This is a genomic window from Sphingomonas glacialis, assembly GCF_006439055.1.
GTDB lineage: Bacteria > Pseudomonadota > Alphaproteobacteria > Sphingomonadales > Sphingomonadaceae > Sphingomonas > Sphingomonas glacialis_A.
Genome location: NZ_RCZC01000004.1, coordinates 122,527 through 136,327 on the forward strand (window position 1 = coordinate 122,527; position 13,801 = coordinate 136,327).

Genomic DNA, 13,801 nt, shown 5'->3' on the forward strand with positions numbered 1-13,801 from the left:
CAGGAGCCTGAAATGCTTATGATTTCCGCTCGGGTGGCGCGCGGTCCGAACAGAATGCCGCCGCTTGTGCTCGCCAGCGGTCGCCGTCGTCGGCCCTTCACTGCAGTCCATAGACCCAGGCGTTCCGGTCGATGACCGGCGGCGCCGGCACCCCGTTCGTCTTCGCCTTCGGCGACAGCCTGACGGCGGGCTATGGCCTTCGTCGGGAAGAGGCGTTCCCGGCGCGATTGGAGATCCTCCTCCAGCATACCGCGCCTGCTGCGCAGGTGTGGAACGCCGGCGTGTCGGGTGACACGACGACGAGCGGTCGCGCACGTCTACCGCGGGTCCTCGCCAGCCTGACGGCCAGGCCTGACCTGGCAATCGTGGAACTCGGCGCGAACGATATGCTGCGTGGACAGGACCCGGTGCGGATGCGCGACAACCTCGATTGGATCGTGGCGGAACTCGGGCGTTGCAGCATCCCGGTGCTGCTGGCCGGCATGGTTGCGCCGCCCTTTCTTGGCGATACCGCGCGCCGCTTCAACGCGGTCCACCCGGACGTCGCCGATCGTCACGCGGTTCCACTCTATCCGTCTTTCCTCGCCGGGGTGGCGGGGCGCAACGGCTACACCCTCGCGGACCGCGTACATCCCAATGCCAAAGCCATCGAGGTGGTCGCGCGGTCGATTCTGCCACATGTACAAGCGGCGTTGATCGCAACCGCGCGTGCGGCCGCCTAGCCGCACATGCGCTTTAGATTGAGGGGCAACCGATAGTTCCGGGACGCGCCGGGAACCCCGTCGTAGACGAGCCAGCGAAGCTGCTTGGTCGGGATTTTCAGTTGGTAGGCCGGTCGGCGGCGGCAAGGCGGCAGCTCGACTGGCTATCTCGTGCTCTGGTGCGCGGGCCCGAGGTGTCCGCGAGGGCAAGATCCCATCTGTCTGCGGTCATTGATCCTTCGTTCGACCTCGCTGCGCCCCTCCTCGTTTCACACTGAGGTATAATTGCCGCTGTCCGCGTCGACGGACATCGTGGTGAGCGCCACCACGAGCCGCTCCGGCCTCGAGGTTCGGACGACTGTGCGATTCCTCGCGGATCCCGCACGGCAAGGGAGGCTGATTTGACCGAGAGAAGCGAAACCATCGGATCAAAGACTTCCCGCCGGGAGGTTCTTGCAACGGCAACGGGCGTCGCGGCGGTCCTGGCCGCGCCCTGGGCAGCGCACGCCCAATCCGGCCGCCACTCCATTCCCAGGATACCCACGAAAGGAACCGATCCAATGACGACGGCAACGATGAAGGACGGCACGAAGATCTTCTACAAGGACTGGGGAACCGGCCCCGTGGTGACCTTCTCGCACGGCTGGCCGCTAACGGCCGACGCATGGGATGCCCAGATGTTCTTCCTTGGCATGCACGGGTTCCGCGTGATCGCCCATGATCGCCGCAGCCATGGCCGCTCGGAGCAGACGTGGAACGGCAACGACATGGACACCTATGCCGACGACCTCGCGACGCTGCTGGAGACGCTGAACGTCGAGGGTGCGACCATGGTCGGCCATTCGACGGGTGGTGGCGAAGTCGCCCGCTACGTCGGTCGTCATGGCACCGCGCGAGTGAAGAAGGCAGTCCTCATCGGAGCCGTGCCGCCCCAGATGCTCCAGACGCCGACCAATCCGAATGCCGCGCCGATGAGCGTGTTCGACGGTTTGCGGGCCGGCTTCCTCGGCGATCGCCCGGCCTTCTTCGAGGGGCTTGCGCACCCTTTCTTCGGCTACAACCGGCCCGGCGCGAAGGTCTCGCAGGGCCAGATCGGCTCGTTCGTGCAGCAGGGCATGATGGGCGGCTTCAAGGGTGAGTACGACTGCATCAAGGCCTTCTCCGAGACCGACTTCACGGACGATCTCAAGAAGATGACGATCCCGACGCTGATCCTGCACGGGGAGGACGATCAGATCGTTCCGATCGACATCGCCGCTCGCAAGCAGATCAAGCTGCTGCCGAAGGCGGAACTCAAGGTCTATCCGGGCGCCCCGCACGGCATGTGCGTCACGCATGCGGACAAGGTGAACGCGGATCTGCTTGCATTCCTCAAGAGCTGAAGTGGATCGGCAGGTCGGGCACGCACCCGGCCTGCCTCTCTTCTGCTGATCGAGCACGTCAGGTGCGCCTCCGCAGCATTCGCTGGAGCTTTGCCCGTAAAGGTGGAGGGTCGCTCGGGGACGCGCGAGCGAAGGGGCGGACTCGATGACCTCGAGGCCCCCTTTGCCTAAACGGGTGATGTTATCGAGCTGCAGACAGGGTTCGTCGAGGGTGTTCGCGCTTCTGTGGGGCTCGGCGAGCCGGGGACGAGCGTTGGTCAGGCGAGAGCCAACGCGCTCGAGGTGGTCGTGGATCTGCGGCCGAGGCCGTTCCGATCACGCCGATCGCTGTTCGCGAAGCGCTTGGAATCTGACAGGTAGCGGATAGAAAGTCTGTTTTTGCAGAAGGCGTGCCCGGAATGACCTCGCTCTATTCGCGCATGCGCGAACACGGCACGCTGACCGAGGCGCCCCGCGACATCCCGGACGCCGTGTTCGCACTGCCATCGACGCTCAACTGGATGCGGGCGCAGGCGATCCTCGTGACCGAACTGAGTGTGGATTTCCGATCCGCACGGACATTCTATCAGAAGGTGCAGCGCAAGGATCTGCCCGAAAGGCAGCTGAATTCCGTCCTCGAGCAGCTGCTCTTCTCCCTTAATCAGATAGCGGCGCTCAAAGCGCTGGCCACCGTGCCGAACAAGGCCGACGTCGCGCGGGTCGGGATCGTGACTTGGTACTACGGCGTGTACGGCGCCGCCTCGGCTATGATCGCGGCCAACGACGGGTCTTTCCCGGAGACGCATGCCGCCACCGCGACGCAATGGGACAGGCAGTTCGCCGTGACGGGGCTCGCGATGCCGCCGTTCGCGGATCGCCTCGGCAGTCTGGTTGCGGCGCGGGTGAAGCAGGAGTTGATCGCGCCCAAGGCTCGCGGCACGCACTCGCTGACTACCGTCCCGACCACCCTCGAGCAGGCGTGGGGCTGCCACGCGGAGTATCTGTCCGGCACGGCCGGATGGGAGCAGTGGAACGTCGAGCAGCGCGTTCGGCAGTCCACCGACTTTCGCGCGCTCGGGGTGGACAGCTTTCGCACCAAGGCCGCCCGCGAACTGCGGGATGGCGCGCTCGGCAAGAGAAGCATCTCGTTTCTCCACGAGGCCTCCAGGTACCGGGGGAAGGCGAATTATCGCGATGCCATCTATCTCGCCTACGGGCGGTCCGTCCCCAAGCTCGTCGATGGTTTCATCGACGACCTCGAGGTCGTCCTGAGGGCGTTCTCGGCGATGGCCGCGGGATACTGCTCGCTTCGGATGGGGCGTGACCGTTGGCAGGAATACGTCGATGACCTGGAGGAGCGGCGTGCGATTTCGCTGTCACCCGGCGACGTCTGGTTCTGACGGTGGAACGGCAGCCACTCCGGACCCCGGTGCGGCATTTTGTTCGATTGTGCACGATGCGCAGCGACCCGGACCACGCTAAACTCTGCTGGCCGATCCGGTGTGAGAGAAACCGACCCCTGTCGGGACGCGGCCGTTCCGTGCTTTGGCATGTCGTGCCGCGTGCAGCAGAGGATCCTAGTGGCGTGGTCGAGGTGCGGGCAGGAATATTTGGCTTCTTCGATTTGGCGATGGCCGGCATCGGCGTTTGTTGCATCGAGGATATCGCGCTGTCGGTGCTCGCGACCGGCATCAGCCACCAGCATAACAAGGGATGGATTCTGGCCGATGCGGGCTGGATGGCGATGGCGCGCGATTGCGGCGCCGCGAAGCATGAGGTTGATCAGGGCTACGGCCTCGTCTGCGACCTGTCCGCCAATCCTTATAGGAACGTAATCGTTTCGGAGTGCAGCTTAGAACCCGGCATCATGACAATCCGTCCCGGCTCTCTAGGCATGCCGCCCGACCTTGCGATCGGCAGGAGGGCCCGCAATCTGCCCAACCATTCCTGCGCCACCGGTGCGCAGCATGACCGCTACCACGTCGTCAACGGCTCGGCTAATCTTTGGACAGCCATATGGCCTCATTTTGGAGGATGGTAATGAGCGATCCGCAGCTTGCGAGAACGATCCTGACCACTGCAGCGCCGACGCCCGCCGGACATTACAGTCAGGCGATCGCCGCGGGAGGTCTCCTGTACGTATCTGGGCAGCTGCCTATCGATGCGGACGGAGCGAAGCTCGCCGACGCGTCGTTTGATGATCAAGCACGCCAGGCGATCACAAACGTACTCGCGGTAGTAAAGGGCGCCGGAGCGGTTCCGGCGAACCTCGTGAAAATCACCGTCTATATCGTTGGGGTCGATCACTGGTCGCGTTTCAACGCAGTCTATGCCACGATGTTGGGTGACATCCGACCCGCTCGCACGGTGGTCCCAGTGCCGGAGCTTCATCACGGCCTACTCGTCGAGATCGACGCGATAGCGTTGCTGCCCTAGTCTCGCCGTCCACGACGCGCGTGAGGCAGCGGGTAGGCAGACTTCTCGGTCTGGCCGCGCTCCCGTCGCGATCAAAATCGTTAGAGATCACAACGCGGGCAACATCGTGGACATGAGCCAGCGTCGTCGACCCGGCCCTGGCGCGGATCGAGGACTCTGGCAACGGCGCGAAGCGCCAGGAATAATTGCTCGGCAATGGCAAGCTGCCCGTGTCGCACGATACGCCAGTATACTTGCGCACCAGACCCCAACGGAGGATTCTCGATACGGCCGGCGTTATGCGGTCGAAGGCTTTCCTTCTTGGAAAAGGGTAAATCATGACCGCCAGGGCCGCCTATAGCGAGCATCTAGTATCGCGCGATCAGGGCAAGCTCTACGTCCGGGACTATGCCGGTGCGGCGCCGACGTTCGTTCTGATGCACGGCTTCCCCGACAACCTGCATATATACGATGCTCTGGTGCCGTTCCTAACCGCTGCGGGACGGCGGGTGGTGACCTTCGACTTCCTTGGGTTCGGCCAGTCCGAGAAGCCGCTGGGGGCGACGTATACCTTTCAAGACCAGCTGCGTGATCTGGCAGCCGTGGTCGATGAACTCGGGCTTGGAAAATTCGTGCCGGTCGCGCATGATTCGTCGGGTCCGACGGCGATCAACTATACGCTTGCGCATCCCGATCACGTCGCTGAGCTGGTCATCCTAAACTCGGGTTACGACGATGCCTTTCCCGTGACGTGGCCTGAGATGGTTAGCCTGTTCGCAAATCAGAGTATGGCGCCGCTGGCGCGGGCCATCGCGCAAAGCCCTGCGCAGTTCGGCTGGCTGCTGGCATGGCAGAAGAACCGGTTCAGTTCGGCTCAGCCGACCGACCAGCGTGATCGGTTCAACGTCGGCGTGGGACGGGTCATCGCGGACAATTTCATCGAAGAGCCCAGCAGCGGGCCCGCGTTCATTTCGCTGGCTTCTGAGTTCTATGCCGAACTAGCGCGCAACTCGAAGCATCTGCCGGAGCTCAAGACGTTGGAGATGCCGGTGAAGGTAATCTGGGGTGAATATGACCCGTACGTAACCACCGACGTCGGGCGCGATCGCGCCTCGCACTTTCGGAACGCCTCGTTTTCACTCCTCCGCGCAGGACACTGGTTGCAGGCCGACCTCCCTGGTCTCGTCGCCAGGGAGATGCTTGCTTGATCACCGGACCTTCGCCGCGTCTGCGGAGAAGACATTGGAGCGCGGACGATGCCCGAAGACCTTTCCGCGGCCGTGTCGGCCGCCCGCACGAGCGACCGCACCGACAAGAGACCATCCGAGGTACGCGGCGGAGCTCAATCGAAGCGGCTGCTTCTACTGTGCGTGTCCGTCCCATCGTTCATGATCAATCTGGACGGCAACATCGTGGCGGTCTCTCTGCCTTCCATCGGGCGGGCGCTCCACGCGGATTTCGCGGCGATCGAGTGGGTGATCAGTGCCTACACCTTGACGTTTGCTGCCCTCGTGATGCCTGCGGGGGCGCTCGCCGACCGCTACGGACGCAAACGGATCCTCGTCGTGGGGCTTGCCGTCTTCACGCTCGCCTCCTTCCTCTGTGGCGCAGCTCCGACGGCTGTGATCCTGAACGCCGCCCGTGCCATGCAGGGGGTGGGGGCCGCGCTGCTGCTGAGCGCCGCGCTCGCACTTCTATCGAAGGAATTCCAAGGCGCCGAGCGAGCGCCCGCGTTCGCATTCTGGGGTTCCGTCATCGGCATCGCGATCACGCTTGGTCCGCTCGTGGGCGGCGTCCTCACCCAGACGCTCGGCTGGGAATGGGCCTTCTACGTCAACGTGCCGGTCGGAATCGTCATGATAGCGCTGAGCGTGCGTGCCGTTCCTGAATCCCGTGATCCCGACAGCGCCAAGGTCGATGTCGCCGGCGCGGGATCCTTCGCCGCTGCGCTCTTCCTGCTCACGTTCGCGCTGATCTCGGGCAATCATCGCGGCTGGTCGGATCCTCTGGTGGTGGCCACGCTATCGGTCTCGGTCATCCTGTTTATCGTGTTCGGCTTGGTCGAGACGCATCAGGCCCGTCCGATGCTCGACCTCAGCTTCTTCCGTCTGCCGACCTACGTCGGGGCCAATCTCGCTGGTCTGACGTACGCAGCGGCGCTCCTGACGATGCTGACGTACATACCGCTGTACTTCCAAGGGGGGATGAACGTGTCGCCGACGACGGCTGGCCTCATGATGGTGCCGATGGCGCTGCCGTTGTTTATCGTGCCGCGCCTGGTCGCACGGTATCTGACGCACTGGATGACCGGGCGCGCGCTACTCGCGCTTGGGCTCACCTTCGTGAGCATCGGGCTCTTCGCGCTTTCCGCGCTGGCATCCGCGTTCGCCCCAGGGCCCATGCTGATCGCGATGGCGATCGCCGGGATCGGTGCGGGTATCCTAAACGGCGAGACCGCAAAGGTCGGCCTTAGTGTCATCCCGCCGGCCCGGGCCGGGATGGCGGCGGGGGTGGGCGGCACGGTCCGCTTCGCCGGCATAGTCCTCGGCTTCGCCGGGCTCGGCGCCATTCTTTTCGAACGGATCAGCGCTTTCCTCGATGCGGCTCCGATCGGGCCCCGCGGTCGTGATCTCTCCTCGGCAAGCACGTTCATCGCGTCCGGCGATCTGTCGGCAGCCGCGCGCCTGCCCGGCACATCGGTTGCGCTCGCGCACGCCGGCTTTGCCGCGGGCTACCAGACGCTGTTCGCTGTGGCGGCGGTTATCGCGCTGGCCGGCGCGATGTCGAGCTTGTGGCTGATTGAGGCGGTCGCACCGTCCCGGAGGGGGACGGAGTCCGACGAGATCATTCCCGAGTTCGAATAGCCGTCATTCGGCGGGTGAACCGGCTGCGCAGGAGGTCGCGAGCTCGCGGCGAAGCAGAGGCAGCAGCGCTGCAGGCACTAGGAGCTGAACGGCGCCAAGGAGATAGGCATGTGTGGTGGCAAGCAGTGTGATGGCGGCGCCGATCGCGAATAGCGCGATGAATCGGAGCAATATCCGACCGGCGCGCACGTCGCCGTGCGCCCAGAGGCGGAGGCCGAGAAGTCCGCCGACGGCGAGCAGCAGATTATAGGCGCCCTGGTTCAGGAAGAGCGCCCGAAGGATCTCGACCTGCATGTGCGGGGCGTAGCGCAGGTCGGGGTTGAGTTGAGGAAGCAGGATCGCGTTCACCCAAGGGACGGTCCAGAGCACCGCCTCGACCATGAAGAAGCCGAAGTAGGTGGCGATCATGATGCAGGTCAGAAGTCGGGCGGCGTTGGTCATGAGAGTCTCCTGCAGGCACGCGGATCTGCCTACCGGCTATCGATAGACGATCCGGACGCCATTATACTTTTGTATCGCCCATTGCCCGCGGACGCTGTCGGTCTCTCTTCGCGGTCGACCTTGCTCGCGCCCCGATGGTCGTGAACAGGCGTAATTTCCGCGACCGCCAGTGAAGCGGCATCTCCTGCCTGGTTGAACCGCCATCGACGCCTCGTTCCGCCGGAACGGCCATTCGCCGCGCGGGCAGGGGCGGGAGATTCGCGTGGACAGGATCGACGTACAACTCGCGTCCGTCTTCTGCGGAACGAACCGACCAGAGCAGACCATTCGAGCGGAAAAGCCATATCCGCGCCTGGCCTGGGTCGTGTTCTATCCCCCCGCCATCTGCCGAGCGTTGAGAGATGGTTCTGAAGGACGCTTTTAGAAGCCGATTGATGGCTGCCATCGGCAGATCTGGCTTCCCACCGCAGGACTCTGACGATGTCTGAGCGTGTATTGTCAGAGATTTCGCAGTAAAGAGTAGTGACCCGATACGGTCACCGAATTGTGGCGTAGTGGACGCCCCGTCTCGCGGCGTTTGTGTAGCAAGGTGAGGACAGAGTCGAACGGCGAGGACCCTCGATCAGCGAGAAGCCTGGACTGGATCATGGCCCGTCCACGATACGCCGCTGTACGATTACTGTCCGCCGAAATCATTGCCAGCGCGATGCCATCACTCGCCTCGGCGGGATCAGACCGAGCATTATGGCTCGCCGCCCGGCGGTTGGCTGGCAACAGGTGTTGGGGCAGGCGTGGGCGCTCCTTCGTCCGCCGCCTCCACGAAGACCTCTCCACGGCGCCGCGGCACTCCGCCGAGGGCGCGGGCGGCGACGGTGCCCCAGTGGTAACCGTCATGTCCGATGTAGATGCGCCCGATCCCGGGGAAGGCGCCGTCCGTCAACGCGAGTACGTAGGCGTCGGAAGCCAATGTGTGCGGCAACCGGTCGTCGCGCCTGTCCATTCCGTCATTCGTAGCCTGGAAGGCCACCTCTCGGGCTGGAAGAACCATCAACGTGACCTGACCGCAGCTTATCCGTACCCGGCTCTCCGAACGTGCCTTGTAAGGCGATATCGCGATTCTGACGCCGGGCAGAAGATCGGCGTCTGGCTCGACGAGGCGAAGCCGCCCTATCCGATGATAGGCCGCCAACACCAAGCGTGCCGTGGCCTTCGCTTCGCTCGGTGTGGGCGGATCGTCCACGAGGGCGCGATCCACGAACACAGAAGTGTTTGGATAAGCGGGCTTCCCCCCTTCCATTAATGCTCCGGGCTGCAATGTCTCCAATGACGTTAGGACGATCGCCTGCGGGACTGCATGGCCGGACATCATGGATACGCGCTCGGTGGCGCCCATCGAGATCGGAGCAATCAGCACGGAGGATCGTCCGCGCTCGACGAGGAATGCGTTGCCCGATTTCCTGATGGCAGACGCGGAAGTGTCGGTTCTGCCGTTCCGGATGGGTCCGAAGGCGGTCACCCGACACTCGCCCAGTCTGGAGTGGAATTGTTGCGTATGGGGGGCTGGCTCGGTCTCGGGCGCGAAAGCGCCAAGACCAAGGACAGCTAGAAGAAGTGGGGTGATTGCGATCACGTCGAACATACCTGGTTCCGCGCGTAGCTTGGAAGATGCTCGAGAGTGACAGATGAGTTACCTAATGGATATTATACGGAAGGATGTGCATGTGTAATTCGCATTCCCACGCGCCGCGAAATCTTCCTCGACGATAGGTCGGTGTCAGGACTGGCGCGCGCCACGAAGTTCGCCGCCACGTGGTCGCTGGAGTCAAATTGCGATCGTCAGCTCATCCTGCTGAGTAGATCATCGACCGTGCAACTGGCGAAGCTGGCAAAATTGTCGGCCACGCCGAACGGCAGGAGCAGTGTGCGGTCGTGGACGATCGCGCCGCAGCTATAGACGACGTTCGGGACGTAGCCGCTGCGCTCGCTGGGGCTGGGGCGCAGGATCGGCTCGGGTGTGCGGGCCAGCACCTTTTCAGGATCGGCCTTGTCCAGCAGGCACGCGCCCATGCAGTAGTTCCGCATCATGCCCACGCCGTGGGTGAGGAGCAGCCACCCCTCGTTTAGCTCGATTGGCGATCCGCAATTTCCCATTTGGACGAACTCCCACGGAAAACGCGGGCCGATCAGCTTGGTCCCGCCGTTCCAGGTCGTGATCTCATCCGATTCTATCAGCCAGAGGTTCTCATTGTCCTGCCGCCCGATCATGTTGAAGCGGCCGTCGACCCGGCGGGGGAAAAGTGCCATCCCTTTGCTGGAGGGCACCGATCCCTGAAGTGTGGTCATTTCGAAGGTGTTGATGCCGGTACCGCGGAACAGCTCGCATCGGGAGTCGCGACCGTCGTACGCCGTGTAGGTTCCAAGGAAACTCGGCGTGCCGTCCTCCTCGATGAACCTCACCATGCGCAAGTCTTCGATCCCCTGCCGTTGGCTCGCGGTGACCGGGAAGAGAACGCTTTCGGACGGCTCCAGGCTGCCCTCGCAGATCACTCTGGTGACGCCCTTGCCGCTTTCGCCGGCGTCTTGGATGAGCGGCGAAGTGACCCAAGGACTCGGATCGTCAACATTGAAGCCGTCACTCGCGCTCCAGCTGCCAGTGCGGAATGTCACCGACGAGACGTGTCCTTCGCCGATGCCGCGAAGCGAGAGGATGAAGTTCAGCCCATCGGACGGCGCACCGTCTTGGTTCATTCGCATCACGATGCTCGGATTGAACAGTGCGGCCGCTTCGAACGAATATTCGGCGCTGAGATAGGCACCTATCAGAAGCTGCTGCTCGGGGTCTGCGGTGACTTCGTCGGGAAGGCAGTCGCATACTTCCAAGAAGCGTCGCAGCAGCATAGCCTCGACGTTCCGATGGCGTTCGGAGAGGGAGGCCACCATTGTCTTGCTCTCGCCGCGACACGACGTCTCGTCTAGCGATAGCACGCGTTGCACGACTCGGCGCATGCGAGGATGCTCGGTGTCGCGGAAGGGCTCGGGATATTCCACGCTGAACGGCTTGATCACCGTACGCGACGGATCTGGGCGGAGGTGCAAATTCGAAAACTTGAAGAGATCGTCGGACATGGGAACGGGCTCCGTGGCCACCTATTAGGCAGAGCCATGGATACCGACTTTCAGATCGACGCGCGATCTCTCAGTTGAACGATCCCTTCCAGTTCGCCCGGAGAGGGAGGCTGCACCTAGCGAATTGATTATGAGTTGCCGCCAACTGGATTCCCGATCGGACGGTTAGGGCACCGGTCATGTGCCGGAACGTCCCCTGACGGATCAGCGCGCGGGCTAGGATCGAGCGATGAGAAGGTGAAGTCGTCCGTGATACCCCTCGAGATATTCTAGCCGTATGTCGCGCAGAGGATCGGATCATACACGGCGGGGGAGGCTACGATTAATGCAGATCGCGCTCCTGGTATCGCGCGCAGACGAGGGACTGAACCTGTCCGAAGCGCGTCTATACGCTGTTGATTTTCGCCGCCTTGGCGGGCTCCGGATAGGTTCACGCGATGAGCGTGAAGATCGTCCCTGCGGAGTCGCGCCATCCGTTCCCGGGCGCGTAGGTGTCCAGGGATGCAGCGGAGTTCGCCTTCTTCAACGCCGCCTCGATGGCCTCGAGCGTGTCAGATGAGACCCTCTTCAGCGCGCCGGTTACCGTCTCGCGACCTGCCGCTACGTCGTTCTGGAGCTTGGTGGGTGCCAGTATGCCCACTTCGACACCTGCCTCCGCCGACCGGCGAACGTAGTCGGTGCCGGAGACGGAGATCGCCAGCGATTTGCCGGGAGTGATGTTCGTCAGATCGATGCTCATCGTTGTTCTGCCTCTCGCACGCCGTCGTGTCGAATAACGACTTGTGGACGGGTGACTTTATGATTTTCGTTTCGAACTGCGGATTTTGGCGAGCGCGATGGCCTTAGTTCGCCGCGTATCGCGTCACTTGGCAAGCCTCTGTGTGGGCCGCGGTCGCGACGCCGCGACTTTCGGTATCTGGGGCTTCACGGGTCGGGCTGGGGGGACCATCCCTCCTGCCCAATGTGGTTGGGTCGGTCCCTGTCGTCCTCTTTGGCCATGGTGCGCTTATATTTCTTCGGCGGCGAGGATGGCATAGGCGCCGATACCTTCGGCACGGGTGGGGTCAGTTGTGACGGCGGCGGGACCTTTTCGTCATGAGCCATTAAACCAGCGCGAATTGGCACGAGACCAGACAGACATCATTTTCCCGCAAGAGCCGCCACGACCGATCAAAGACTTATCTTCATGCCCACGGCGATCGGGACGACCTTCGGGCCGAAGGCGCGCTCGAGCGCGTTCACCGCCCGCCAACCGGTGCAGTGCCCGGGCAGGATAAGGTCCACGTCGAACTGCTCGAAGTCGGCGACGGTCTTGTCGATGATCGCTTCGTTCGCGCCCGACAGGTGGTAGCCGCCGATGACCGCGTGAACCGGGACATCCGGCATGTCGCGCCGCGCCGCGTGGAGCACGTTGACGATGCCGGCGTGCGAGCATGCCGAGAAGATCACCAGCCCTTTGTCGCGGACGTTAACTGCCAGGTACCGCTCATCCACGATCAGGGGATCCAGTTCCCAGCCGTCGCCATGCTCCGTTCGACGCATATGGCCGGGAAGCCCCGTCTCGTAGGGCGTGACGCGCGGGATCTCTCCTGACACGAAGAACATATCATCGAGCGCCGTCGTCGAGTGGTCGATCACGATGGGATCGCCCCCCTTCGACCTAAGCTCGGCGGGGCCGGGAATGTCCCGGATGGGAAGAAGGTCGCCACCGGGGAGGTGAAATGCGCGCTGCCGGAACATGCCAGGATGCAGATAGACCGGGACGTTTGTCCCCCCGATCAGCTCGAGTGCCATCGGCAGACCGCCCGCATGGTCCCAGTGACCGTGCGAAAGCATGGCTGCGTCGATCTCCTTGAACGGCACGCCGATCCGGGTTCCGTTGTACTCGACCGCGAAGTCGACCGGGCCGGCGTCGAAGAGCATGGTCCGCCGCTCCGCCCCGATCTCGGCTCTGACGATGAGGGCGAGACCGTGGTTCGCGCAGCATTGGCAGCTGCCGGTCATCTCGTTCATTCCCGCCTGGTGCAGTACGTTCCATTCGAGCGTCACCTCCGGCGGCACGCTCGAGAGGCTGTCGGTTCTGTTGTCGATCAGGACGGTGATCTCCAGCCGATCGACGGCGCGGAGCGAGTTCTTGTCCATCTGCGCGCCTTCTCTGAGTCGTTCGCTCCGGACCCGACTCCGATCGGGTCCGTCGCCTGTTTGCCGGGTGGCCGCGCGCGGGTGCTACGCCCGCCAGCTGGGCGGATACGCCGCGTCGTAACCGGGTATCTGCTCGGCGCGCTGCATCCACGCCGCGATCGACGGTAGGCTGTGGGAGAACTGCTCGAACCCGAGTCCGATCTCCTGAGCTCGGGGGCGTCGGCCCAGCTGCGCGAGCATTCCCATCGTCGGAAGCGCAACCATGTCCGCCGCCGTCACCTCGTCCCCGGCCAGGAAGGCCGTCCTCGACAACGCCTGTTCCATCCAGGCGAGCTGACGTAGCGCTACCGCCGCGGCCGCACGTGACCGCTCGAGATCCATGACGCTTCCACCTTCCTTGTAGGGGAAGACGATTCCTTGCTCGATCGGCCCCTGGGTGTAGCTGGTGAACTCGGAGATGCGCTGCCAGATCAGGCCGGTTTCCGCTGGCGTCCGGCCGAACAGGGGCATGCGCGGGCTGGCGCTTTCGAGATACGCCATGATCGCCAGAGACTCTGTCACGACAGTCTCGCCGTCGCGCAGCGTCGGCACCTTTCCGCGGGGATTGAGCGCGAGATAGGTGGGAGACTTATGCTCGCCTCGCGAGGGATTGAGGTGGTGGGACACGTAGGGGATGCCCTTGTATTCGAGCGCGAGCATCACGCGCCACGCATAGTGGCTCCCGCTTATCCAGAAGAGTTCGTAGGCCATT

The 13,801-nt window shown here is 63.4% G+C and carries 13 protein-coding genes; 7 read left to right on the forward strand and 6 right to left on the reverse strand.

Going from position 1 to position 13,801, the window contains the following annotated elements; all coding sequences use genetic code 11:
• Positions 1 to 131: 131 nt before the first annotated feature.
• From EAH76_RS15155 to EAH76_RS15185, 7 genes are all read left to right on the forward strand, one after another.
• Positions 132 to 722, forward strand: a complete 591-nt coding sequence (locus EAH76_RS15155) for an arylesterase (RefSeq protein WP_140851122.1) — start codon at positions 132 to 134, stop codon at positions 720 to 722.
• Positions 723 to 1,261: 539 nt separating this feature from the next.
• The gene (locus tag EAH76_RS15160; RefSeq protein WP_140851123.1) at positions 1,262 to 2,083 is read left to right on the forward strand and encodes an alpha/beta fold hydrolase; all 822 of its coding nucleotides are present in this window, start codon (positions 1,262 to 1,264) and stop codon (positions 2,081 to 2,083) included.
• Between the two features lie 398 nt (positions 2,084 to 2,481).
• A complete protein-coding gene (locus EAH76_RS15165; protein ID WP_140851124.1) occupies positions 2,482 to 3,462 on the forward strand; it encodes a hypothetical protein in 981 nt (326 codons plus the stop codon).
• A gap of 185 nt (positions 3,463 to 3,647) precedes the next feature.
• The gene (locus EAH76_RS15170; RefSeq protein ID WP_347233107.1) at positions 3,648 to 4,103 is read left to right on the forward strand and encodes a hypothetical protein; all 456 of its coding nucleotides are present in this window, start codon (positions 3,648 to 3,650) and stop codon (positions 4,101 to 4,103) included.
• Positions 4,103 to 4,498 (forward strand): RidA family protein, encoded by a 396-nt coding sequence (locus tag EAH76_RS15175; RefSeq protein WP_140851126.1) that lies wholly within the window; start codon positions 4,103 to 4,105, stop codon positions 4,496 to 4,498. Before EAH76_RS15170 ends, EAH76_RS15175 begins: the two co-directional genes overlap by 1 nt.
• Positions 4,499 to 4,815: 317 nt before the next feature.
• A complete protein-coding gene (locus EAH76_RS15180; protein WP_140851127.1) occupies positions 4,816 to 5,685 on the forward strand; it encodes an alpha/beta fold hydrolase in 870 nt (289 codons plus the stop codon).
• A gap of 48 nt (positions 5,686 to 5,733) precedes the next feature.
• Positions 5,734 to 7,341 (forward strand): MFS transporter, encoded by a 1,608-nt coding sequence (locus EAH76_RS15185; RefSeq protein WP_140851128.1) that lies wholly within the window; start codon positions 5,734 to 5,736, stop codon positions 7,339 to 7,341.
• Positions 7,342 to 7,344: 3 nt separating this feature from the next.
• Here the strand turns inward: EAH76_RS15185 and EAH76_RS15190 are convergent, their stop codons facing one another.
• The 6 genes from EAH76_RS15190 to EAH76_RS15215 form a co-directional block, all read right to left on the reverse strand.
• On the reverse strand, positions 7,345 to 7,782 hold the full coding sequence (locus tag EAH76_RS15190) for a DUF1304 family protein (RefSeq protein ID WP_140851129.1): 438 nt from the start codon (positions 7,780 to 7,782) through the stop codon (positions 7,345 to 7,347).
• Positions 7,783 to 8,524: 742 nt separating this feature from the next.
• Positions 8,525 to 9,421, reverse strand: a complete 897-nt coding sequence (locus EAH76_RS15195; RefSeq protein WP_140851130.1) for a hypothetical protein — start codon at positions 9,419 to 9,421, stop codon at positions 8,525 to 8,527.
• A 197-nt stretch (positions 9,422 to 9,618) separates the two neighbouring features.
• Positions 9,619 to 10,908, reverse strand: coding sequence for a glycoside hydrolase family 130 protein (locus tag EAH76_RS15200; protein ID WP_140851131.1), 1,290 nt, complete (start codon positions 10,906 to 10,908; stop codon positions 9,619 to 9,621).
• Between the two features lie 430 nt (positions 10,909 to 11,338).
• Positions 11,339 to 11,647 carry a hypothetical protein gene (locus tag EAH76_RS15205; RefSeq protein ID WP_140851132.1) on the reverse strand — a complete coding sequence of 103 codons (309 nt, stop codon included), beginning with the start codon at positions 11,645 to 11,647 and terminating at the stop codon, positions 11,339 to 11,341.
• A 431-nt stretch (positions 11,648 to 12,078) separates the two neighbouring features.
• Positions 12,079 to 13,050: an MBL fold metallo-hydrolase gene (locus EAH76_RS15210; RefSeq protein ID WP_140851133.1), complete on the reverse strand. Its 972-nt coding sequence runs from the start codon at positions 13,048 to 13,050 to the stop codon at positions 12,079 to 12,081.
• 84 nt (positions 13,051 to 13,134) lie between these two features.
• Positions 13,135 to 13,800 (reverse strand): glutathione S-transferase family protein, encoded by a 666-nt coding sequence (locus EAH76_RS15215; protein WP_140851134.1) that lies wholly within the window; start codon positions 13,798 to 13,800, stop codon positions 13,135 to 13,137.
• Position 13,801: the final 1 nt, after the last annotated feature.